This window comes from Rhodopseudomonas sp. P2A-2r, from assembly GCF_026015985.1.
GTDB lineage: Bacteria > Pseudomonadota > Alphaproteobacteria > Rhizobiales > Xanthobacteraceae > Tardiphaga.
In genome coordinates this window covers 3,121,553-3,143,814 of the sequence record NZ_CP110389.1, presented here as the reverse complement: position 1 = coordinate 3,143,814, position 22,262 = coordinate 3,121,553, and the positions used below count along the sequence as shown (strand labels likewise).

The 22,262-nt window shown below is 64.5% G+C and carries 17 protein-coding genes, 6 pseudogenes and 1 other annotated feature; of the genes and pseudogenes, 9 read left to right on the top strand and 14 right to left on the bottom strand.

The window, feature by feature from the left end:
* Nucleotides 1-181: 181 nt before the first annotated feature.
* Together ONR75_RS14990 and ONR75_RS14985 are read left to right on the top strand one after the other, a co-directional pair.
* Nucleotides 182-1,453: a pilus assembly protein gene (locus ONR75_RS14990; protein WP_265083270.1), complete on the top strand. Its 1,272-nt coding sequence runs from the start codon at nucleotides 182-184 to the stop codon at nucleotides 1,451-1,453.
* Entirely contained in the window at nucleotides 1,432-1,836 is a 405-nt protein-coding gene (locus ONR75_RS14985; RefSeq protein WP_265083269.1) for a hypothetical protein, read from the top strand. Before ONR75_RS14990 ends, ONR75_RS14985 begins: the two co-directional genes overlap by 22 nt.
* Nucleotides 1,837-1,903: 67 nt before the next feature.
* Here the strand turns inward: ONR75_RS14985 and ONR75_RS14980 are convergent, their stop codons facing one another.
* Nucleotides 1,904-2,239: a phasin family protein gene (locus ONR75_RS14980; RefSeq protein ID WP_265083268.1), complete on the bottom strand. Its 336-nt coding sequence runs from the start codon at nucleotides 2,237-2,239 to the stop codon at nucleotides 1,904-1,906.
* 394 nt (nucleotides 2,240-2,633) lie between these two features.
* On the opposite strand from ONR75_RS14980, the pseudogene ONR75_RS14975 reads away from it, so the two are divergent.
* Nucleotides 2,634-4,396: pseudogene (locus ONR75_RS14975) on the top strand (serine hydrolase).
* A gap of 333 nt (nucleotides 4,397-4,729) precedes the next feature.
* Here the strand turns inward: ONR75_RS14975 and ONR75_RS14970 are convergent.
* The 4 genes and pseudogenes from ONR75_RS14970 to ONR75_RS14955 form a co-directional block, all read right to left on the bottom strand.
* A pseudogene (locus ONR75_RS14970) lies at nucleotides 4,730-5,460 on the bottom strand (DnaJ domain-containing protein).
* 64 nt (nucleotides 5,461-5,524) lie between these two features.
* On the bottom strand, nucleotides 5,525-6,283 hold the full coding sequence (locus tag ONR75_RS14965; RefSeq protein WP_265083267.1) for a VWA domain-containing protein: 759 nt from the start codon (nucleotides 6,281-6,283) through the stop codon (nucleotides 5,525-5,527).
* Nucleotides 6,284-6,352: 69 nt separating this feature from the next.
* Nucleotides 6,353-7,204 carry an alpha/beta fold hydrolase gene (locus tag ONR75_RS14960; protein ID WP_265083266.1) on the bottom strand — a complete coding sequence of 284 codons (852 nt, stop codon included), beginning with the start codon at nucleotides 7,202-7,204 and terminating at the stop codon, nucleotides 6,353-6,355.
* A gap of 414 nt (nucleotides 7,205-7,618) precedes the next feature.
* Nucleotides 7,619-8,538 (bottom strand): annotated as a pseudogene (locus tag ONR75_RS14955) (division plane positioning ATPase MipZ).
* A 303-nt stretch (nucleotides 8,539-8,841) separates the two neighbouring features.
* On the opposite strand from ONR75_RS14955, the gene panC reads away from it, so the two are divergent.
* Nucleotides 8,842-9,693: a pantoate--beta-alanine ligase gene (panC, locus tag ONR75_RS14950; protein WP_265083265.1), complete on the top strand. Its 852-nt coding sequence runs from the start codon at nucleotides 8,842-8,844 to the stop codon at nucleotides 9,691-9,693.
* Nucleotides 9,694-9,720: 27 nt separating this feature from the next.
* On the opposite strand, the gene ONR75_RS14945 is transcribed toward panC, so the two are convergent.
* From ONR75_RS14945 to ONR75_RS14935, 3 genes are all read right to left on the bottom strand, one after another.
* A complete protein-coding gene (locus tag ONR75_RS14945; RefSeq protein WP_265083264.1) occupies nucleotides 9,721-10,158 on the bottom strand; it encodes a DUF1489 family protein in 438 nt (145 codons plus the stop codon).
* Nucleotides 10,159-10,193: 35 nt separating this feature from the next.
* The gene (locus ONR75_RS14940; protein ID WP_265083263.1) at nucleotides 10,194-11,123 is read right to left on the bottom strand and encodes a hypothetical protein; all 930 of its coding nucleotides are present in this window, start codon (nucleotides 11,121-11,123) and stop codon (nucleotides 10,194-10,196) included.
* 190 nt (nucleotides 11,124-11,313) lie between these two features.
* Nucleotides 11,314-11,973, bottom strand: coding sequence for a glutathione S-transferase family protein (locus ONR75_RS14935; protein WP_265083262.1), 660 nt, complete (start codon nucleotides 11,971-11,973; stop codon nucleotides 11,314-11,316).
* A 125-nt stretch (nucleotides 11,974-12,098) separates the two neighbouring features.
* On the opposite strand from ONR75_RS14935, the gene ONR75_RS14930 reads away from it, so the two are divergent.
* Complete coding sequence (locus ONR75_RS14930) at nucleotides 12,099-12,779, top strand: DUF599 domain-containing protein (protein WP_413776478.1); 681 nt, start codon at nucleotides 12,099-12,101, stop codon at nucleotides 12,777-12,779.
* A 12-nt stretch (nucleotides 12,780-12,791) separates the two neighbouring features.
* Here the strand turns inward: ONR75_RS14930 and ONR75_RS14925 are convergent, their stop codons facing one another.
* The gene (locus ONR75_RS14925; protein WP_320109734.1) at nucleotides 12,792-13,670 is read right to left on the bottom strand and encodes a hypothetical protein; all 879 of its coding nucleotides are present in this window, start codon (nucleotides 13,668-13,670) and stop codon (nucleotides 12,792-12,794) included.
* Nucleotides 13,671-13,830: 160 nt separating this feature from the next.
* Between ONR75_RS14925 and ONR75_RS14920 the strand changes: the two are divergent.
* Nucleotides 13,831-14,105 (top strand): annotated as a pseudogene (locus tag ONR75_RS14920) (DUF3253 domain-containing protein).
* Between the two features lie 21 nt (nucleotides 14,106-14,126).
* On the opposite strand, the gene ONR75_RS14915 reads toward ONR75_RS14920, so the two are convergent.
* From ONR75_RS14915 to ONR75_RS14905, 3 genes and pseudogenes are all read right to left on the bottom strand, one after another.
* Nucleotides 14,127-14,927, bottom strand: coding sequence for a YdcF family protein (locus tag ONR75_RS14915; protein ID WP_265083261.1), 801 nt, complete (start codon nucleotides 14,925-14,927; stop codon nucleotides 14,127-14,129).
* Nucleotides 14,928-15,004: 77 nt separating this feature from the next.
* Nucleotides 15,005-15,822, bottom strand: a pseudogene (locus tag ONR75_RS14910) (aldo/keto reductase).
* A gap of 97 nt (nucleotides 15,823-15,919) precedes the next feature.
* Nucleotides 15,920-16,240 (bottom strand): helix-turn-helix domain-containing protein, encoded by a 321-nt coding sequence (locus ONR75_RS14905; protein WP_265083260.1) that lies wholly within the window; start codon nucleotides 16,238-16,240, stop codon nucleotides 15,920-15,922.
* A 165-nt stretch (nucleotides 16,241-16,405) separates the two neighbouring features.
* Nucleotides 16,406-16,460: a sequence feature (sul1 is cis-regulatory element that is thought to sense ions involved in sulfur or methionine metabolism; They are found in Alphaproteobacteria), on the top strand.
* A 71-nt stretch (nucleotides 16,461-16,531) separates the two neighbouring features.
* Here ONR75_RS14905 and ONR75_RS14900 point away from each other — a divergent pair.
* Nucleotides 16,532-18,018 (top strand): annotated as a pseudogene (locus ONR75_RS14900) (SulP family inorganic anion transporter).
* A 9-nt stretch (nucleotides 18,019-18,027) separates the two neighbouring features.
* On the opposite strand, the gene mgtE reads toward ONR75_RS14900, so the two are convergent.
* Nucleotides 18,028-19,443: a magnesium transporter gene (mgtE, locus tag ONR75_RS14895; protein ID WP_265083259.1), complete on the bottom strand. Its 1,416-nt coding sequence runs from the start codon at nucleotides 19,441-19,443 to the stop codon at nucleotides 18,028-18,030.
* A gap of 168 nt (nucleotides 19,444-19,611) precedes the next feature.
* Between mgtE and ONR75_RS14890 the strand changes: the two genes are divergently transcribed.
* Nucleotides 19,612-20,400 (top strand): polysaccharide deacetylase family protein, encoded by a 789-nt coding sequence (locus tag ONR75_RS14890; protein WP_413776477.1) that lies wholly within the window; start codon nucleotides 19,612-19,614, stop codon nucleotides 20,398-20,400.
* 96 nt (nucleotides 20,401-20,496) lie between these two features.
* On the top strand, nucleotides 20,497-21,792 hold the full coding sequence (locus ONR75_RS14885; RefSeq protein ID WP_413776476.1) for a polysaccharide deacetylase family protein: 1,296 nt from the start codon (nucleotides 20,497-20,499) through the stop codon (nucleotides 21,790-21,792).
* Nucleotides 21,793-21,795: 3 nt separating this feature from the next.
* On the opposite strand, the gene ONR75_RS14880 is transcribed toward ONR75_RS14885, so the two are convergent.
* Nucleotides 21,796-22,170 (bottom strand): hypothetical protein, encoded by a 375-nt coding sequence (locus ONR75_RS14880; protein WP_265083257.1) that lies wholly within the window; start codon nucleotides 22,168-22,170, stop codon nucleotides 21,796-21,798.
* Nucleotides 22,171-22,262: the final 92 nt, after the last annotated feature.

The window sequence follows — 22,262 nt, the reverse complement described above, 5'->3', positions numbered from 1 at the left end:
CCTGTCCAATTTAGCGCAAATCGCGGTTCGACGCTTCAGCGGCTGTTGACCATGGCGCGCAAGGACCTCGGTCAGCGCGCCAGATAGACGGCTTTTTACCGGTTTTATCCGTCCGACTTTACCGCCTGTTTAGCCACGTGGGACGAAGTGGTATCCGGAAACTCAGCTTCTGGTGGTGGCGATGTCTATTCGGATGATTTCAGGTCGGCAGACGCTGCTGGCGCGGTTCGCCGGGCACCAGGGCGGCAACATTGCGGTCATGTTTGGCATCGCTTTGGTGCCAATACTCGGTTTCGTCGGCGCCGCGGTCGACTATTCCCGGGCTACTTCCGCCCAGGCGTCGATGCAGACCGCACTCGATTCCGCGGCGCTCATGGTGTCGAAGGACATCGGTGCATCCAACCTCTCGGCAAATGAGATTACGCAGCGGGCCAACACCTATTTCAAAGCGCTCTACACGAACAATGACGGCGTTCTTGCAAGCGCGGATGGCGTTCCAGCTATCACCGCAGTCTACACCCCCAGTACAGGCAAGGGCGCGACGGTGAAGCTCGATGTGGCAGCCACCGTAGCGACCAATTTCATGAAGATGGTCGGCACCCCGTCGATGACGATCAAAAGCGCGTCGACGACCAACTGGGGCAGCGTGCGGCTGCGCGTTGCGCTCGTGCTCGACACCACTGGATCGATGGAAGGCAGCAAGATCGACGCACTCAAAACGGCGACAACGAAATTGTTGGCTCAACTGAAGACGAGTGCCGGCAAGCCCGAAGATGTCTACGTTTCGATCGTGCCGTTCAGCCGATACGTCAACGTCAATCCGGCGAGTTACAATGCAACCTGGATCGACTGGAGCGGCTGGCTCGCCGCGCCGCCGAAAGGCACAACTCCAAGAAACTCAGTCGACTGGAAGACCGTCGGACCTGGTTCGACCTGTCCCTACTCCAGCAATACCCATGGCTTTTCCTGCATGGACCGGCCAGCCACGGACAAGGACGCGAAATCGGTCACAAAGATTCCGGCGAACGGCAATATTTGTCCGAGCAACGATGACGGCTCCCTGGACCGCCTGAGGTACGGGCGGCTTTACAACGGCTGCTACAACACCACCGGCAACTCCGGTTCCTACAAGCATATGTGGCGCCCAGCCGACTCGGTCAGTTCGCCAACGGCTACAGATATCGCCGCCACACCGGCGAAATCGACCTGGAACGGCTGCGTGACCGAGCGCGGCCTGTCGACAGGGCCCAGCAACGATTACGATCGGAAGGTCACGGCACCCGTGGCAGGAACGACGGCCAGCCTGTTTCCCGCCGAGCAAAATACGGCTTGCTCGCCGGTGATGCTATCGCTTGGCAATGACTGGGACGCCATGAATAATACCGTTAACGGCCTGTACCCCTTGGGGGTACCAACCAGCCGATCGGCCTGGTGTGGGGCTGGCAGTCGCTGACCGGCGGAGGCCCGTTTCCGACCCCACCTGTTAAAGATATAAATTATGAGTATCAGGACATTATCGTGCTGATGTCCGACGGACTGAACACCCAGAATCGCTGGGATGGTGACGGCTATACGCCGGAACCAGACGTCGATAATCGGATGTACCAATCCTCGAGCGTCGGCACCTGCCCCAACATCTGGGCTGAAAAGATCATGATCTTCACGGTGCACGTCAATACCGACAACAGCACTGAATCGGCTTTGCTGAAGAATTGCGCGAGCACCAACAAGGATACCAAGGTGAAGGAATTCCAGATGGTGACGACCGCCAATGGTATCGGTGTGGCATTCGACAAGATCGCGACGCAACTCACCGCGCTTCGTATTTCAAAATAGGATCGCGCATCGCCTATAAAAAACGCCCGGCCGCGAGGCCGGGCGTTTCGATTCAGGATCGCGAAAGTCAGCGACCCGGCGTCATCTTGCTGACGAAACCTTCGAACGGCTTGTAAGCCTGCTTGGCGAGATCTGCGTAGAGCTCGCTGATCTTGTGAGATTCTGCGACGAATGCCTCATAGGCGGACTTGGCGTATTCGGTCTGGATTTCCATGGCCTTCTCCAGCGACTTCACGCCGGACAACTTGGCGACAAACGCGTTGCCGTCCTCGAGAGACTTCTTGGTGTAATCGCCGACCGAAGCGGCGATGGCCTGGGCACCGTTCTGCAGCGTGGTGGCCGAAGCGACCGCGCTTTCGAACTGCTCTTTGCCGTACTGCTGAATCTCTTCGACTTTGATCATTTGCAGAATCCTTTCCCAGACTGACGCATTATTATCGCCCGGGAGAAATTCCCCCGATGGCGTCATCTTCAGTGCGTTGCACAATGAAGTCAAATCGCCTGTGCGTTGCACAATAATACCTACCATCCGAGACAATTGCCGGGATGCTACGCAACAGTTCTTTAACCTTTTGGAAACCCGCCAGCCCTACCCTCAGCATCTGCATTGCTGCGATTCAGCCACGTATGAAAAGCCGCATGAGCACAGGCTCTTAGCCAGAATGGCCCACTGCTTTGCCATCCCGTCGATTGAGTTGCTCAGGCTGAACGCTACAACTGGAACAGGTTGCCGGCTTGCTGGGCATAATTTAGCCTCACGAGCCGGTGATTGAGACTGAAACTGGACGGGGAAGTTCATGCTTCGCACAAATTTGGCTTCCTCGCGCACGCTTCGAGTGTGCGCACTCGGGCTCGCCACGCTGACCGCCGCCGTCATCTTCACCACCGATACCGCAGACGCCCGCCGCCGACACCGCACGCGCCATCATCAGGTCAGCAATGGCGGCGGATACAGCCCCGCCTTCTCCTCGATCATCGTCGACGGCAATTCAGGCGCCATCCTGTCAGCCAACAGCCCTGACGGCTTGCGCCACCCGGCGTCGCTCACAAAGATCATGACCCTCTATCTGCTGTTCGAGAAACTCGAATCCGGCAAGATGTCGCTCGACACCGATATGAACGTCTCCTCCTACGCTGCAGAACAGGCGCCAACCAAGCTGGGCCTCCGCCCCGGCCAGACCATCAAGGTCGAGGATGCCATCAAGGGCCTGGTGACCCGTTCGGCCAACGATGCCTCGGTTGTCATTGCCGAAGCCATTGCCGGTGACGAGGATGATTTCGCCAAGCTGATGACCCGCAAGGCGCGCGCGCTCGGCATGACCCGCACGGTCTATCGCAACGCCAACGGCCTTCCAAACGACGACCAGGTCACGACCGCACGCGACCAGGCGACCCTCGGCCGCGCCATCCAGGACCGCTTTCCGCGCTACTACCGCTATTTCTCGACCGCCTCCTTCACCTTTCGCGGCCGCGCCATTAAGAACCACAACCACCTGATCGGCAGCGTGGAAGGCGTCGACGGCATCAAGACCGGCTACACCCGCGCTTCCGGCTTCAACCTCGTCAGTTCGATGCGCCGCGGCAACCGCCATCTGATCGGCGTGGTGCTGGGAGGCCGCAGCGGCGGCTCGCGCGATGCCATCATGCGCAACCTGCTGGCAGAGAACCTCGAAAAGGGCGCAACGCGCCGCACCGTGGCGGCCATCACCGAGCGCAATCCATCTGAAGCCAATACCGAGGTTGCCGAAGCCGAGGCGGAGGTCCGCCCGACCCAGACCGTCCAGGTCAATGGCGCCGTTCAGGTCGCTTCGGCCTCCCCGATCCGGTCGAGACCCCGGTGCGACCGGCCGCGCCGGTCACCAAATCCGTGATCAGCGCTGCGACCGCCGCCTTGCCGGTCCCCTCCCGCAAGCCCGAGCCTGCCCCGTTCACCTCCGGCGTGATCCAGACTCAGCCGATTACCGCGATCCCCGGCTCCTCCGAGCCGATGAAGCCGGTCCGGGTTAAGACCGTTCAGGTCAAATCCGGCCAGTTCAAGCTGGCCTCGGCTGGTCCCGACCAGCCGGCGCCCCCCGTCACCAACACGGTCCAGCCGCGCAACGAGGCTGAAAACTCCAGCTCGCTGTATCAGCGCGCCGAGATGCCGCGGCAGCCGGCCAACCACGGAACCGGCCAGGGCCTGCTCGGCGTGCTGCCGGGCAACGGCCTCGGGCAAGGCGGCCAGACGATGGCCTATGCCGATCCGTCGCCGCGTACGCCGCCGCAGCCTCAGGCCGTCCAGCAGGCTGGCGCCATCAAGCCGGTGGCCAGCCACACCGGGTGGATCATCCAGGTCGGAGCGCTGGACAGCGAAAGCGAAGCCCGCCTTCGTCTCGACGCCGCGCGCGAACAGGCCCGCGGCCTGCTCGGCAAGGCCGACCCGTTCACCGAGCCGGTGGTCGGCAAGGGCGAGAAGAAGCTGTACCGCGCCCGCTTCGCCGGACTCGATCGCGACCAGGCCGAAGCAGTCTGCAAGACCCTGAAGCGCTCCGAGATTTCCTGCATCACCATCAAGAACTGATCACCACCACCGCATTCACAGACGTGCTGCCGAATGGCCGGGATCTTCCCGGCCATTTTGCATTTTGAAAGGCTGCCCTTCCGGGGCGCGAGGGCCCAGCCCGAGTGAACCCGGATCCGGCTTCGCCATCGGCCGCATCCTCAGCCCCGCCGCTTGGCGTGGCGGGGCATGACAAAGCCCCACAAATCCCCGGCGCGAAAACCTCTCGTCAAGACTTAGGCGCTACAAATTAACCACGGGGATGATCGACCACGCCGGACAACGGCGGGCGATGGGGCGTCCGGCGGAGAACAGAGCCAGCTCGCAGTTTGTAGCGTTGTTAGCGTGCTGGAGTTAGCTTTGATGAGTGCGAAGCAGAGTGTCCTTGGCCTCGTTTACACGGGCAGCCAGGTACGTAGACCCCCTTGGTCGGGATGCAGTTTCTTCATGAGCGATCGGTGCGCCTTCCCGATCTCGTCACGCCCCGCCCCCGGCTTCAGGCCAAGGATCTGATAGGCCTCCTCAAACGTCATTTTGCTGCTCGACGCCGCGCCGCTTTGCCGCCCTGCCCCGTCAAACTGCGCGTCCTGACGCCAGGCGGGAAACCGGCGGTCAAGATAGCTTTCAAGTAACGCGATACTCTCGGCATCGAAGCTGGCGATCATTGCCGCCAGCTCCGGCAGGTCGAAGTCGTCGAGCGGCCGTCCCGCAAACGGGCCGGCCACGATGCGGCCGTTGAGCTGGCCGCTGTCGTGATCCAGCGTCATGTCGAGGAACTGCGATCGCACGTTCGAGGTCTGCCCCGCTGATTTGCGTGCGCTGCCACCACCGAATATGCCGCCGATATTGCTGAAGCCCGCGGTGCCGAACGGCGACCAGCCGAGCAGACCGGCACCGAAGATACCGAGCGGGATGGCCACCGCCAGCTCGCCCTTAATGCCGGTGAAAGCGGCCACTGCCAGCGCCACCACGCCGCCGCCGATCTTGACGCCGCGCGCCAGAATCGCGGGATTGGCCGCACGAAACATTTGCAGCAGCGTGTAGAGCACGAATACGGCGAGCGCGCCGGCGATCAGGGTAGGCATGAACCATACATAGTGCGTCACAGCCTGCCGCGAAAGCCGCCTGCCCGCGGCAACCGGCAGCGGGCTATTTCATTTGCCCGAGCAGCTGCGCAGCGCCGCCGCCGCTTTTCGCCAGCCGCAGCAGTGCCTCGCGGCCGCCTGCGGCATAGGCTGCGGCGGCGCGCAGCAGTTCGCGCAATTGCGCCGCGGCGCCGGGATCGAACCTGCACCAGGCGCCGCCGGTGAGCCGCGCCACCTCGCGGAACACCTGTTCGGCGGCGCCGTCGTGGCCCTCCTGGAACATGAACACCGGCACCTTGAGCAGGCCCAACTCGCCAGCCCGGGCACAGAGGTCGTCCACGGATTCCTCCATGGCATCCCCCACGAAGACCAGCGCGCGGACGCCGGAGGCCACGGCCTCGCGGCGGGTCTCGGCGAGCACCTTGCCGATCTGGGTATGGCCGCCCTGGACCTGGATCTTGCCCATCAGCCGCGCCAGCTGGGCGGAGTCCGAGATCCAGCCACTGGCCCGGCACTCGTTCATGCCGCGATAGTAGACCAGCCGGATATCCAGGCTGCCGATCGCCGCCGCCTCGCGGAACATCTCGGCCTGCAGCGCGCAGGCCATGTCCCAGGTCGGCTGCCGGCTCATGGTGGCATCGAGCGCGAATACCAGCCTGCCCCGGCCACCGGCGCCCACAGGCGACAGCGCCCTGGCCTTGGCGACGAAGGCCGCGATATCGGCAGCGGCGGACGGCCTGGCCTCAGGCACCGCACCGCCGGAACCAGGTTGCTGCGTTCCGGAGCGGGTATTCGACTTGGAAACTGTGGGGTCAGTGGACATGGCGTCGCTCGGTTGGGCGAAGCCTATGTGGCGTGTGGAGCCGTCGCGGTCAATCAACCGGCAGGCCGGTCAATTGACCACCGGCGTGAACTGGGCGACCGGGCCGGGCGGAATCTCGGGGATCTTCACCTTGGTCCTGACCGGCGCCAGCTTGCTGTCGTCGTCAAGGAATTTGTCGAGCTGCCCCTGAATACGGGCCTTCAGAGCCTCCGGGCCCCGGTCGCTCAGGTCGGTATGCTGGGCACCGGTGTTGACCACGGTGATCCCGGCCTTCTCGCAAATGTCCTCGTCCGGCACCACGCCCGGATCCGGCTTGAACACGTTGTCGTGGGAGCGGAAAGACAGAATTTTGAACTTGCCGTCGGTCATGAACGGCACGCGCAGGTTATCCAGCGTCACGACTTTCCTGATCTGCTCAGGATGGATCTTGGCGAAGTACATCGAGATGTCGCCGCCATTGGAATGGCCGACCATGGTCAGATGATCGTAGTCCGAGTTCGGCTGGATCTCTTTCAGCTTCTTGATTGCGAATTCAATGTTGGCAACGCCGCGCTCATAGACCGGGAGTCGACCGACATAGAGTTCGCCGACCTTGGTGACCAGCGGCGCATCGCCGGCAAGATCGTGCTGGATGCTCACGGCCATATAGCCGCGCGCCGCGAACACGTTAGCGAGGAAAGAATATTCGGTGAACTTGACGGTATTGCCATGATTGAGCACGGCCACCGGCAGCGTGATCATCCCGGCATTGGCTTGCATTTCCTTGTCGCGACGCACGGCGACGTCAACTTCCACGGTTCGACCGCGGGCATCGTCGTAGAACGTCAGCGTTTCATGACGGATAGCCCACTTGCTCGCGGTGAGGTACGCGACAGCAGCCACTACGCAAACTGAAAGCAGGATCAGAATTCCGCGCTTCATGTTCGTCCCTTGGTCGGCCCTTCCGGGTCACAGCCTTTGGAGGATCAAATCCATCCGCCGCTTGTTCAGCATATATGTCACAGCGGCGTGACAGAAAGACCAAAATGTGTGATTCACCCGCTATAACGTTGTGCGACGCACCCTATTTATTGTGCAGACGCTAAGTTTCACATTGATCCACGTCAGCAATTTTAGACATTTTCGGTCCCCGTGATGGGCTGGAACGCCTATTATTGCAGTCCTAAATCAACTTCCGGCGGCGCCCTACGTTCCCGGGGAAGCAAATGTTACCTAAGTAGTTGGCTGATCCAAGAGGGACTTGGGAAATCGAACAGCACCCTCCTGCCATCGCCGGAGCGGCTAACCACAGCCAACCGTGCCGCCGGGCGGCGGCGAGTCGCCTGCCGACCGCGCTCAGGCGCCGAGGATATCGTGGACTTCCAGCGGCTGATCCAGCTGGGCATACCATTCGGCGCGGTTGGAAGCGCGTCGGCGGCCACGCTCATCGAGCGGCAGTTTGAGTTGGCGCAGCAGCCCGGTCACCTCTTCGCGGGCCGTCACATGGCCCATGCTGGGGCGCCGGCCGAGGGTGACTTCGTTGAGGTCATCGAGCGCCGTCAGGCCGCGGGGAAGAACTCGCGATACACGACGCGCTCCGCAAATCCGTCGATCGCGCGGAAACCGAGCCGCTGCGACAACTGCTTCAGCCCGTCCGATACCAGTTGCTTGTTGTGCGACCCCAGCATCGACAACCGGTTGCGCACCACGATCCAGTCGGTCCCGGCGCCGTCAAGCTGGCGGCGCTTGCGACGTGCATCGCGCACCATCTCGGCATAGTGACTTGCGCCGGTCACCGCGTAGTCCACGGCATCGACGGTACCGAGTACGTCGAAGTCGAGGAAACTATCGTTGATCGGCGTCACCAGCGTATCTGCCATGGCATGGGCCAGTCGCATCAGATAGCTGTCGGAACCGGGCGTATCGATGACGATGAAATCACAGTCGCGCTCGACGGCGCTGACGGCAGCCATGAACTGCTCGAACTCGGCGGCTTCGTTGTCGGCGATCTGCATGGTCTCGCCGAGCTTGATACAGCAATGAAGCGGCACTTCGAGCTCGACGCCGCTGTGCCGCGCCCAATTGCTGCGGTTGGCGATGTAGCGGGTCAGGCTCTGCTGGCGGCAGTCAAGGTCAATGGTCGCAACGCGCTGCCCGGCCTTCAGCAGCGCGACGGCAATGTGCAGAGCAGTGGTCGACTTGCCCGACCCGCCCTTCTCATTGCCGAGCACGACGACATGCGCCGTGCCTTGCCTCTGACTGTTCTGCACCAGCATATCGCGATCCTTCAAACTATCTTCAAATCGCCCACGCCTGTGGTCAAGCTAAATGCGGATGTCCGGCGTCGGATCGCCCGCCATCCGTGCTTAATCATGAATCGCAGGGTGCGGCCGATGGCTGCAGCGGTCACGCCGGCGGGATCGGTTGGCGTCGAAGGCTTGGCGTCGAAGGCTTGGCGTCGAAGGCTTGGCGTAGAAGGCTTGGCGTAGAAGGCTTGGCGTCGACGGCCGCGCTTTGATAGAATGACAGCCCGGCCGCAAGGTCAGACCGCCCATGTTTTGACCCGAGATCGAGCCGCAATGTCACGTCCTCCCATCGTCGCCCGCACGCTCCCTGCCCTCCACAGAGCCCTTGACGGCCTGCGCGCCCGCAAGGCCACTTTGGCGATGGTGCCGACCATGGGCGCCCTGCACGATGGGCATCTGTCGCTGGTGCGGCTGGCGAAGCGGCGCGCCTCGAAGGTGGTGGTCTCGATCTTCGTGAACCCGGCGCAGTTCGCGCCCACCGAGGATTTCGGCGCCTATCCGCGAACCTGGAAGGCCGACATGGCCAAGCTTGCGGCCGAAGGCGTCGATCTGGTGTGGAATCCCGACGTCAAGATCATGTACCCGCCGGGCTTCGCCACCCGGATCATCACCGAAGGCCCGGCCATCGCCGGACTGGAAGACCGCTTCCGGCCGCACTTCTTCGGCGGGGTCGCCACCGTGGTCGCAAAACTGTTCGGGCAATGCCGGCCGGACCTTGCGCTGTTCGGCGAAAAGGATTTCCAGCAGCTCAAGGTGGTGACCCGGATGGCCGCCGACCTCGACCTCGGCGTCAAGGTCACCGGCGTGCCGACCGTGCGCGAGCGCGACGGTCTGGCGATGTCATCGCGCAACGTCTACCTCGCGCCCGCCGAGCGCGCTGCCGCGCCCGAGCTCTATCGAGCCATGAAGGCCACCGCGAAGCGTCTGAAGGCCGGGGACGACATGGAAGCCGCGCTGGCCGGCGGCGCCACCATGATCACCGACGCTGGCTTTGCGCTCGACTATTTCGAAGCCCGCCACGCCGAAACCCTGGCGCCGGTCGCCTCCATCAAGGATGGGCCGATCCGCCTACTGGTCGCGGCAAAAATCGGCAAGACGCGACTGATCGACAATGTCGGGGTTTGAACGGCGAGGCGCCGGTTCGAGCCAGGCCTAGAGCAAGCCGAGCTCGCGCAGTTCGCGGCGCATCGGCTCGGGCATTGCCTCGATGGAGGCAGCGGCCTTGCCGAGATCGGGCGGCGCGTCGCTGTCGGCGAGGTAGCGCCAGCCCTGGAACGGCCGCAGCGGTCGCGGCGCCACCGAGAACACCTTGGGCTGCATCACCAGCCGGCAGCGGTTGATGCCGGCTGAATCGCGGAACGGCTCGATGGCCAGCAGCTTCTCGCGCACCGCGATCTCGCCGCGGATTACCCAGTAGATCGAGCCGCCGTCGAGCAGTTCGGCATCCCGCTTCGGCACCATGCGGGTGATGTGGATGTGATGCTGCGGCGTGCCCTTTTCCTTGGCCACGCGAATGCGGTCCGCCACCCAGCCCTTGAACTCCTTGATAGAGTCGCAGCCGACGGCAAGCTTGATGAGGTGAAGGGCCATGGATCCGGGCGGCTGCAGCGACAGTTATGAGACGATCAGTTATCGGGTTCGGCGGCTGCCGGCGCAAGCTGCACCGGTGCGCTCTGCACAGGTGGGCGCGCCGGCTTCGGCGCCGGGGGCTTCTTGGCGGCCGGCGCGGCGGGACGCGGCGCCGCCGCCTGCGCATTGGCGGCGGCCGGCGGCGGACGCGGAGCCGACAGCGGCGGCTCGGGGGTCATGATATTGATGGGCGGAATCGAGGCGGAGGTCGGAAACTCGGCATTGGTCGGCTTGCCGGTGGGCACCGAGGCGGGCAGCGACGCCAGCCCGGTCAAGGGCTGCGGCGCGTTCCAGCCGGGCGCATAGCGGGAGACCAGACCGTCATAGGTGCGCTCCTCCATATTCGCGGCGATCTGGTTGTGGTCGGACAGCGCAGCATAGGCCGCGCAGGAACCCGGCTGGCAGCGATCGCGCGCCTGCAGCACATAGGCGACGAGGCCGTAGCGGTCGCGCTCCACGGCGCGGCGCAGCGCCGTCACACTGGCGGATATCTTCTTGTTGGCGGTAGCCACATCGCCTGCGGCGGTGAGCCGGTCGATCATCGCGCCGGTATAGGAAACCGCCGCCGCCACCGAGTCGGCCGAGCCGAACAGCACCTTCTCGCAGGCCGCCAGCACCGTATCACCGGCGATGTCGTCGACGCAGGCCAGCGCCGGCAGCGACGCGGCAGGCTGCGCAAGGGCGGTCTCAGCCGATCCGCTGCTGCGCTCGCCGGCACCGAATCCGCGAATCGAGGCGGCCGCGGCGGCGCCGATCGCCAGCAGCGCGATCACCGCGAGCGCCCCGTTGGCAACGGATTTTTGGGCGCGCAACAGGGTGATCAGCACGATCAGTCCGAAGAACGCTGCCGCGCCCAGCGCCAGCCACATGGGGAATGTCGGCGATCGCCAGAGTTGTTCGAGCGACGTGGTCCAGGCCCAGTTCATCTATGAAGTCCCCGCTCGTCTGGCAGTTCGAAATCTGACGTTATGACCATCGCGCGTTGATCGACCGGTTCGATGGAAAATGATTGCGGAACGGCGGCTGCTTCCCCCGGACCAGCTTCACCGCAAGGCCAAACTGCGCGCGCAATATGCTGATGTTGTGGCGAAGCTGGCCGCCGGCAGAGTGACAGGCTCAGTCGATCTCGAACCTGTCGATCACGATGGTCTCGGCAAGACCCTCCCTGGTCCACTGCTGGAACGCCGGCAGGGCCATCATCGTATCCATGTAGCCGCGCACTTCCGGCGTGGTCGCTTCGACGGCGTAGGTCCGGAAACGGTGCACCACCGGCGCGTACATGGCGTCGGCGCCGCTGAAGGCGCCGAACAGATACGGCCCCGATTTGCCATAGCGCGTCCGGCATTCGGTCCAGCTCTGCTGGATCCGCGCGATGTTGGCCCGAGCATCATCGGACAGCGCCTTGGCGGCGATCGGCCGGTGCAGGTTCATGCCGCATTCGTTGCGCAGCGCCATGAAGCCCGAATGCATCTCCGCCGACACCGAGCGCGCATGGGCGCGGCCGGCGACATCCTGCGGCCAAAGTCGGGCTTCGCGAAAGCGCTCTGCCGCATATTCGATGATCGCCAGCGAGTCCCACACCGTGACGTCGCCATCGACCAGCGCCGGCACCTTGCCCGAGCGGGTGACGTCGAGAATGCGCTGCTTGTCTGCGGAGCCGGTATAGAGCGGAATCATCACCTCATCGAAGGCGATGCCGGCGGCGCGCAGCGCCAGCCACGGTCGCATCGACCAGGAGGAATAGTTCTTGTTACCGATCACCAGCTTCAACGTCATTTGCAGCTCCATTCGTGCTGCAGAGGTTGCCACGCATGCACGGCTGCGATCAAGCTGTACGGCGCATGCGGGTTGCCGCGACTCCGCATGCGTGCCAGCATTGCAGCCTGCCTGAGGATGAATTGATGATCGAATATTCGTGGATCGACGTATTTGCCGTCGGCTTTTTCATTTTGGAATGGGCCACCTACGCGATCACCCTGGAACGCAGCTCCTACGGTCGCGACAGCCTGTCGGCGCGGATGAACGTCTACCGCGAGGTGTGGATTCGCCGCATGCTGGAGCGCGAGGCCCGCATCGTCGACACCCACATCATGACCTCGCTGCAGAACGGCACCGCATGGTTCGCCTCGACCACGCTGATCGCCATCGGCGGCTCGCTGGCACTGCTGCGCGCCACCAACGAGGTGATGCCGATGCTGCAGAGCCTGCCGATCGGCTTCAGCGCCGCACCGGCAATGTGGGAGATCAAGTGCATCGGGCTGATCCTGATCTTCGTCTACGCCTTCTTCAAGTTCGCCTGGTCGTACCGGCTGTTCAACTATGTCGCCATCCTGATCGGCGCGATGCCGCTGGCCGAGAACCGCGACACGCCGGAAGCCGAGGCTCATGTGGTCCGTACCACCAAGCTGTTCGGCGCCGCGGCGCGCCACTTCAACCGCGGCCAGCGCGCATTCTTCTTTGCGCTCGGCTATCTCGGCTGGTTCGTCAGCCCGTGGGTGTTCCTGGTTTCGACCGCGGCGGTGGTGGTCGTTACCTGGCGGCGGCAGTTCGCCTCCAATGCCTGGGAGGCGATGGGGAAATAACAGCGTCGCGCGCTACCCGCCGGTGAAATCCTGCGGCGAGAAGACGAGATCGAGTATCTTCCATTCCTTGTACTTGGCGGCCGGCAGCATGGCGTAAGGCTGGCACGCCTGCAGCGCGCTGATCGCCGCCTGCATCAAGGCGGGCCCCTTGGCCGAAGCGCTGGCCTCGAGCAGCGTCGGCGGCCCGGCCAGCCGGCCGTCCGGCGCGAAATAGGCCCGCAGCACAATTCGCACCTTGTCGCCGGCCGCCACCGAGCCCGGCAGCGTCGAACAACTCTTCAGGTGCCGCCGGAAGGCGGCCGTATCCACCGGCGCGATGTCGGCCTTGGCAAAGGCCGCCGCGCCGATGCCGTCGCCATCGGGCAGCCCCAGCATCACGCCGTATTTGACAGTAATATCCGGTTCAGGCGCGGCGGGCGCTGGCTGCACCGCAGGCGGCCCAGCCTGTTGCTGCACCGGCGGCTGATCCGGCGACGCCGGCGGCTGGGCACTGGCTTGTGGCGCGGTCGCCTGAGGCTGTGTCTGAGCTTGCTGCTGCGGCGGCGGCGGTTGCGCAGGCGGCGGAGCGCCCTGTGGCGCGGCGGGCTGTGATGACGCCGCTTCCGGAGCAGCCTGCCGGGCGGCCTGCTGCGCCTGATGATCGAGATAAGAGAGTTCGGGCAGCCGGAACGGATCCGGCGGCTTTGGCGGCTCGGGCGCCGGAGTGGTCTCCGGGGCCTGCGGGGCTTCTGCCGGCGTGACTATATCGACTGCGATCGATTCAGATGGCACCGGCTCGAATGGCTGCGCGTCGGCCAGGATCAGGCCGGCCGCCAGCAGCAAATGACCGACCACCGAGACCACGATAGCCGCGCGAATGAGATGCCTTGGTTCCATTGCGATCTGAGACACTTCAACGCCACGCGATACCGCCCAGGCACGCCACCATAACCACCCTGCCGGGCCCCAGGGTCACTTATTTACCGCACCCGCCCGGACATTTCGACCCGGCGGCCGCCTCGCCTGCCCGCTGCGGCTTGCGCCTGACCGGCCGATGGCCCATGGGATCCTGATGTCAAAACCAGATTCGCGACCTGCTTCCGCCCCTCCTTCGAAGAGTCCCTGCTCGATGCGCTGGCGCGGGCCGGCAGCGGCACGCTCAGCCCGCCGGAGACCGCGCATCTGCTGGCGCCCGAGGGCGACTGGCACGCATTGCTGATGCCGATCCGCCGTGCCGCCGTGAAACTGGCGCTGGCCGGACGGCTGGTGATCTACCGCAAGGGCAAGCCGGCCGACCCCAACGATTTTCGCGGCGTCTACCGGCTCGGCCTGCCGCGGCAGGACTGAGGCCTCGGCATCAATTGGCCCTCACGGCTCCGGCCCCGGAAACAGCGCATCACTCCGACCGGCCAGCCTGTAGGCCACCAGCCCGATCCATTCGTGCACGGCCACGTCGGCGCGCATCAGGCCCGCGCCCAGCATGTCGAACGGAATCGCCGCGTCCGACCAACCGCTGGTGCGCCAGTCGACGGGATAGGCCTCGACATCGAAGCCGGCAGCCCGGAACGTCCCGATCGCACGCGGCATATGGAATGCCGACGTTACCAGCAGCCAGCGCTCGCCGGGCTTCGGGTCCACCAGCCGGCGCGTGAAAACGGCGTTCTCGTCGGTGGTCCGCGACGCGGTTTCCAGCACGATGCGGTCTGCGGCGACGCCAAAGCTCTCCAGCAACTGGCCGGCAATGGGCGCTTCCGACATTGCCGCCTGGATCAGGTTGGCGCTGCCGCCAGTGAACACGATGCGTGCTTTGGGATAGCGCCGCGCCAGTTCGAGCATCGCGAAGATGCGGGAGCCTGCTGCATCCAGTTCCAGGGCATGACGCGCCACCGATCGTTCTGAATCGATGGCGCCGCCAAGGACGATGATACCGTCCGGATCACGTCCGTCCGATTGCCAGGCCGGAAAACGCTCGCTCAGCGGCAGCATCAGCACGTTGGCGAGCGGCGAGTAGCCGAACAGCAGCAGCAACAGCACGCCGAAGGTCACCGTCAGCGTCCCGATACGTTGCCGCTTCATCAGCAGCAGCAAGGCGCCGATTGCGCAAACGCAGGCAATGGCGTTGGAAGGCAGGGTGATAAAACCCACAACCTTGGAGAGCGTGAAAAACATCGGCGATAACCGTCTGATGGACTGGCACCTGCATGGGCGATCCCGGCGCCAAGATCAATCCGCTGGCGACATCCGCGTCAGTCCCATTTCGGCGCGAAGCCGAAATCGGTGAGCCGGACGGCGGCGCGTCCCAGCGCGGAGATCCGCGCCATCTCGGCATCGGACAGCACGAAATCGAAGATCTCGATATTCTCCGACAGCCGCTCGATCTTCGAGGTGCGCGGGATCGCCACCACATTCTGCTGCACCAGCCAGCGCAGACAGACCTGCGTGGCCGACTTGCCATGAGCCTTGCCGATCGCGATCAGCGTCTCGTCGGTCTTGACCTTGCCCTTGGCGACCGGACTGTAGGCCACCATCGCCAAGCCGAGACGATGGCAGGCCTCCTCACCTTGCTCTGGTCGAGATACGGATGGTACTCGACCTGATTGCAGACCAGCGGCTCCTTGCACAGCGCCACGGCCTCGTCGAGCAGGGCCACGGTGAAATTGGATACGCCGATATGGCGGGCGATGCCGAGCGTCTTGGCATGCGCCAGCGCGCCCAGCGTTTCCGCCATCGGCACATGCGCATTGGGCCAGTGCAGCAGCAGCAGATCCACTTCCGACAGCCGCAGCTTGACCAGGCTGTCCTTCGCCGAGCGTTCCAGATCGTTAGGCGCGAAATGCGTCGTCCAGACCTTGGTGGTCACGAAGATGTCGTCGCGCCGGACGCGCGAGGCGCGGATGCCCTCACCGATTTCTCGCTCGTTCTCATAAACCTGCGCGGTGTCGATATGGCGATAGCCGAGCCGGAGCGCCTGTTCGACAATCCGCGCGCAGGTCCGGTCACGCAGTTCCCAGGTGCCGAGGCCGAGGGCCGGAATCCTGGCGCCATTGGCTTCCACGACTTGCATCAGATCCTCCCGATCGGTTTGACGTCACGAGAACGGAAACTACGATCCTGATCATGTCCCGCATCGGCATGGACGGCAAATCGGCACAGATCCAGGCTCAGCTCGCGACGCCGGGCGCCAGCGCCGCAAACACGGTGTCCGGCGCGTGCGCGATCACTGCCAGCAGCGCGCGGGCCGGCCCGCGCGGCATGCGCTTGCCCTGCTCCCAGTTGCGTATGGTCTCGACGGGCACGCCAAGCCGGGTGGCGAATTCGAGCTGGGTCAGTTGCGCGCGCTGTCGCAGGTCGCGCACCACGGGGTCGATCGACCGTGCTGCAACAGGCGCTGTCGATGCGGCAGGCATGTCCGGCGCGAGCGGTAACTCGCTTCCGTCGCGCAGTTCAACGATCCGTCCGTCCGCCTTGAGCCGCAAGCGCATGTTTGACCTCATCGACGAATGGTCGGACGATAGCGTTAAGGACAGGTGAAGACACCGATCGGATCGGTTCGCTCGCTTTCGCTGTTCCGGCGTGCCCGTACCGCATCGTCGATTGGCAACCGTACTTGCCGCCGACCTTTTGCAACGATATTGTTTGCAGATCGCTCTGGACCCGGTGAAAATCCGGGTGGCTCTCCGGCCGCCGATCCGCTGGACCACGCACGCCGCTGCTGACAGGCCTCCCCCGCTTCATGCGGTGCCCGTTCGCGCGCTCCTGCGGAACTCTCTCTCATGAAATCGTCCTCTCCCCGCACCCACTCCGAGTGGTTTGGCGGCGCCATCAGCATCCCTCGCGATATTCTTGCAGGCATGGTCGGCACCTTCGCGCTGATCCCTGAAGTCATCGCCTTTCCTTCGTCGCCGGCGTCGATCCGGAGGTCGGCCTGTTCGCTTCCTTCGTCATCGGCATTGTCATTGCGTTCGCCGGCGGTCGTCCCGCGATGATCTCGGGCGCTGCCGGTTCGGTGGCCCTGGTCGCCGCAGCGCTGGTCGGCAGTCATGGCCTGCAATATCTGCTCGCCGCCACGCTGCTCGCCGGGCTGCTGCAGGTCGTATTCGGCCTGCTGAAGCTCGACGTGCTGATGCGCTTCGTGTCACGCTCGGTGCGCACCGGTTTCGTCAATGCGCTGGCGATCCTGATCTTCTCCGCACAGGTGCCGCAGATGCTCGGCGTCACCTGGCACACTTATGCGATGATCGGACTCGGCCTTGCCATCATCTATCTGCTGCCGCGCCTGACCACCGCGATCCCCTCGCCGCTGATCTGCATCGTCGTGCTGACCGTGATCGCGGTCGCCGTCCCGATGCCGATCCACACCGTCGCTGATCTCGGCCGCTTGCCGAACGCGCTGCCGGCGTTCAGCTTTCCCGGCGTGCCCCTGACCTGGGACACACTCCGCATCATCGCGCCCTATGCGCTGGCGATGGCCGCGGTCGGCCTGCTGGAATCGATGATGACCGCCAGCGTCGTCGACGACCTCACCGAGACCACCAGCTCCAAGGCGCGCGAATGCACCGGGCTAGGCCTCGCCAACATGGCCGCCGGCCTGTTCGGCGGCATCGCCGGCTGCGGCATGATCGGCCAGACCGTCGGCAATGTGCGATACGGCGGCCGCGGCCGGCTGTCGACGCTGGTCGCAGGCGTGTTCCTGCTGATCGTCATGGTGCCGCTGCGGCCGTGGGTCGCGCAGGTGCCGGTGGCGGCTCTGGTGGCGATCATGATCATGGTGTCGGTCAGCACCTTCTCCTGGGGCTCGATCCGCGACCTCGCCCGCCATCCGAAGGTGTCGGGCATCGTCATGCTGGCCACCGTGGCCGTGACCGTCGCGACCCACGATCTGTCGATGGGCGTCGTTGTCGGCGTGCTGCTCAGCGGCGTGTTCTTTGCCTTCAAGGTCACGCGCCTGATGGACGTGCAGGTCAGTCATGATGCCGTGACGGACACCCGGATCTACACCGTCTCGGGCCAGATCTTCTTTGCCAGCGCCGACATCTTTGCCGATCGTTTCGACCTGCGCGACACGGTGAGCGCGGTCCGCATCGATCTCACCGCCGCGCACCTGTGGGACATCACCGCCATCGCCGCACTGGACGACGTCGTCGGCAAGATGCGCCGGCACGGCATGGTGGTCGAGGTGATCGGCCTGAACCAGGCGAGCGCGGTACTGGTCGACCGCCACGCCCCGCTGTTGCGCGATCCACCGGCCGCGACTGTCTGATGGTGAAGGCTACTTCAGCCCGAACCACAATGTGGCGATGCCGAGGAAGGCGAAGAAGCCGACCACGTCGGTGACCGTGGTGACGAAGGTGCCCGACGCCACCGCCGGATCGGCCTTGACCTTTTCCAGCACCATCGGAATCAGGATGCCGCCCAACGCGCCGGCGACCAGATTGACCAGCATGGCGAGGCCGATGACCACGCCGAGCGCCGGAATCCTGAACCAGGCCACCGCGGCAATGCCGGTGATGACGGCAAAGGCGATGCCGTTGATCAGGCCGACCAGGCCTTCGCGGATGACCAGGCGCGTGGCGTTGTTGGGGTTGAGCTCGCGGGTCGCCAGCGCCCGCACCGCCACGGTCATGGTCTGGGTCGCGGCATTGCCGCCCTGGCTGGCGACGATCGGCGCCAGCACGGCCAGCGCCACCATCTGCTCCAGCTGGCCCTCGAACAGGCCGAGCACCGACGAGGCCAGAAACGCGGTTGCGAGGTTGACGATCAGCCAGCTGAACCGCCCCTTGGCGATGGTCCAGAAACTGTCAGACAGTTCTTCGTCCGACGTGACGCCGCCCAGCGCCTTGAGGTCTTCGTCGGCCTCCTCCTCGATGACGTCGACCACGTCGTCGATGGTGATGACACCGACCAGCCGGTTGTCGGAATCCAGCACCGGCGCGGCGACAAGGTTGTACTTGCCGAACATCCGCGCCACTTCCTCCTGGTCGTCGTTGACCGAGACGCGGCGGCGATCCTCGTCGATCAGGTCCGCCAGCGGCACCGGCCGGCGCGAGCGCAGCAGTGCGTCCAGCGACACCGCGCCCTGCCAGCGGCTGTCGCCGTCCACCGCGTAGATTTCATAGAACCGGTCCGGCAGGTCCGCGGTGTCGCGCATGTAGTCGATGGCCTGCCCGACATTCCAGTCCGGCGGCACCGCGATGAATTCGGTCTGCATCCGCCGTCCGGCGGAATTTTCCGGATAGTCCAGGCTGCGCTCGATGGCGATGCGCTCGGATTGCGGCAGCTTGTCGAGGATCTCGTCCTGGTCCTCCTCGTCCATGCCTTCGAGCAGCTCGACGGCATCGTCGGATTCCAGCTCGCGCATGCCCTCGGCGACGGTCTCCGGCTCGAGTTCCTCGAGGATCTCTTCGCGCACGGCATCGTCGACTTCGTTGAGCGCGGAAAAGTCGAAGTCGGCGCCGGTGAGCTCCACCAGGCTGACGCGCTCGTCGGCGTCGAGCGCCTCGATCAGGTCGCCAAGGTCGGCCTCATGCAGTTCGCCGACGATCTCGCGCAGGAACGCGCTGTCGGCCGCCTCGATCGCACGCGACACCGCCGCGACGAATTCGGACCGCAATTCGCCATGATCGTCGCGCATCGGCAGGTGGTGGGGCACCTTTTCCAGCACGGCGAGCTCGGTCCCATCAGCCATGCCGTACCTCGCCGGTTTGAATGCAATTGCGGAACTAGCGCGGTCTCGACAAAACGCGCTATCCATCGACGAGAACGAACCCGAAGCCGCATCTGGCATTACTCAATGGGCAAGGCCAAGCGCAATCGGAAATGTGCGGCGCGCGCGATGATCGGCCGGGAAAGTAACTTGATCGTGTTGAAGATTGCCATTGCTGTCCTGATCGCCTGCACCGCCGCCGCGCAGGCCGCCGACTGCCCGCGTAAGGACGCGCTGGGCACCGCCCGCGTTATGACGGTGGATCCGGCCGCCACTCCGCGCGTCGGCCTGCAGAGCTTTCCGCAGACCCTGCCGCTGGCGGACCATGAGGTGGTGCTGACCTTCGATGACGGCCCCAATCCGCCGACCACCGGAAAGATCCTCGACGCGCTGGCGCGCGAATGCGTCCATGCGACGTTCTTCCTGATCGGCCAGAGTGCGGCGGCACATCCGGCGCTGGTGCGGCGGATGGCGGCAGACGGCCACACCATCGGGCATCACACTTGGTCCCACGCCAATCTCGGCGAGATCAGCCAGGCTGCGGCGATCGACCAGATCGAGCGCGGCATCGCGGCCGACGAGACTGCGCTGCAGGGCAAGCCGAGCAACAGCGTGCCGACCACGCCGTTCTTCCGCTTCCCCTATTTTTCATCGACTCCGGCGCTGCTCGAGGAGCTGCAAAAACGCAATATTGCCGTGTTCGGCGCGGACTTCTGGGCCAGCGACTGGAACAAGATGACGCCGCAGCAGGAATTGAAGCTGATCACCGACCGGCTGCAGGCCGCGCATCGGGGAATCATCCTGTTTCACGACACCAAGGCCCAGACCGCCGCGATGATGCCCGATTTCCTGCGCTATCTCCGCGACAACAACTACCGTGTCGTGAACATCGTGGCCGCCAGCGTCGACAAAACGGCGGCCCGGAAACCGGCCCCGTAGGCGCCGAAAACCCGGCAATCGCCGATATGATTAAGCGGGCGTTCATCGCCCTGCCGCTAGCTTCGATTTGCAATGGACAGAGTGACGGATCGCGTGATGACGAGAGTGGGGACGGGTCAACGGACAACACGGCTGACGCTGTGTCTGCTCGCCGGGATGACGCTGGCCACCGCTCGCACGGCCATAGCGGCCGACTGCCCCGGCAATCCCGGCGCGCTCGGCACCTCGCGCACCATCGTGGTCGATCCGACCGAACATCCGATCATCGGCACCATGCAGTACCGGGAAACACTGCCGCTCGAAGACCACGAGGTGGTGCTGACCTTCGACGACGGCCCGATCCCGAAATACAGCAACGCGGTGCTGGCGATCCTCGCCGAGCAATGCGTCAAGGCAACGTTCTTCGCGATCGGCCGCATGGCCCGGGAATATCCCGAAGGGGTGCGGAAGCTGATCGCCGCCGGCCACAGCGTGGGCACCCATAGCCAGAACCATCCGCTAAGCATGAACCGCATGCCGCTCGACCAAGCCAGGCAGGAGATGGACGACGGCATCGCATCGGTCAAAGCGGCGCTCGGCGACCCCGCGCAGCTGTCGCCTTTCTTCCGGATTCCCGGCCTGCTCCGCGCCGACCTGGTCGAGGACTACGCAAGATCCCAGGGCCTGCAGGTGTGGAGCGCCGATTTTCCGGCTGACGACTGGCGCCACGTGTCGTCGAAGACGGTTCACGATCTGGCGATGTCGCGGATCGCGGCCAAGGGCAAGGGCATCCTGCTGCTGCACGATATCCAGGCCCGCACCGTGGCAGCGCTGCCGCAGATCCTGGCCGACCTGAAGGCCGGCGGCTATCGGATCGTCCATGTGGTGGCAGCGACCCCCGACCGACCGAAGACGCCGACCACTCCGCAGCAATGGCAGTTGCATCCGACCTCGGAAACGGTGGCCATCTCGCGCTGGCAGAAGGTGCCGAGCTTTGCCTTTGCCGATGCGACCATGTTGCCCGCTCCCGCGGCCTTCGCCACAGACCAAGTGACCTCGTTGCCGGAATCCTTCAACAGCCTGCGGCTGCGCCGGCTGGCGCGCGGTGCCGTGCCGCTGCCGGAAGCCGCGCCATGGCCGCGGCCGACGACGCTCGAGCCGATGTTCGGCAAGGACACCTTGCCGGTGCCAGCGCAGGACCTGTTCCAGATCGGCGAGCGCAGCAACGTGCCGATCAAGGCGATGGTGCCGATGCCGCGTCAGGCGCGGCAGACGCCTGCCGCATCGCCGGCGCGCGCTGACAATCTTGCGCGACCGATTTCCATCGAAGCGGGCGCCGCGCGGCGCGCCATTCCCGGCAGCATGCCGGTGACCAGCCCGGGCCTGCAGCCGGGTCCGATCGGCGCACACTGAGCGTCAGGCGGTGGTGATCTTGGTCACGCAGAGGATCACGATCAGGCTGAGGAACAGCAGGTCGATATAGGCCTTCATCTCGCCGGACTGGCGCAGCTCCACCACTTCCTTGACGATGCCGCGGCGCGCGAGAGCCGCCGCCGGCCCCTCCCCGGAGAGACCGCCGAGCCGCCGCGCTTCGAGCTCAAGGCGCTCGATGCACTTGAAAAAGTAGAAGCTGCGCAGCGCCGATACCCCGCGCATCACCGCGTAGCCCATGATCAGACCGGCGAGAATCGCCCGCTGCTGGTAGCTGATATTGAAGTTGAGGCTGAAATAGACCATCGCCAGAAAGGCGAAGTTCGACGCGAAGCGGTAGGCGTAACTGAGATATTTCATGGTCCGCTCCAGTTTTGCTCCGACATCGATTGATCGGCGGTGCGGGCGGAGTGCTAATGGTAACTTGTTACAGGAAAACTAAGGCTGGACCA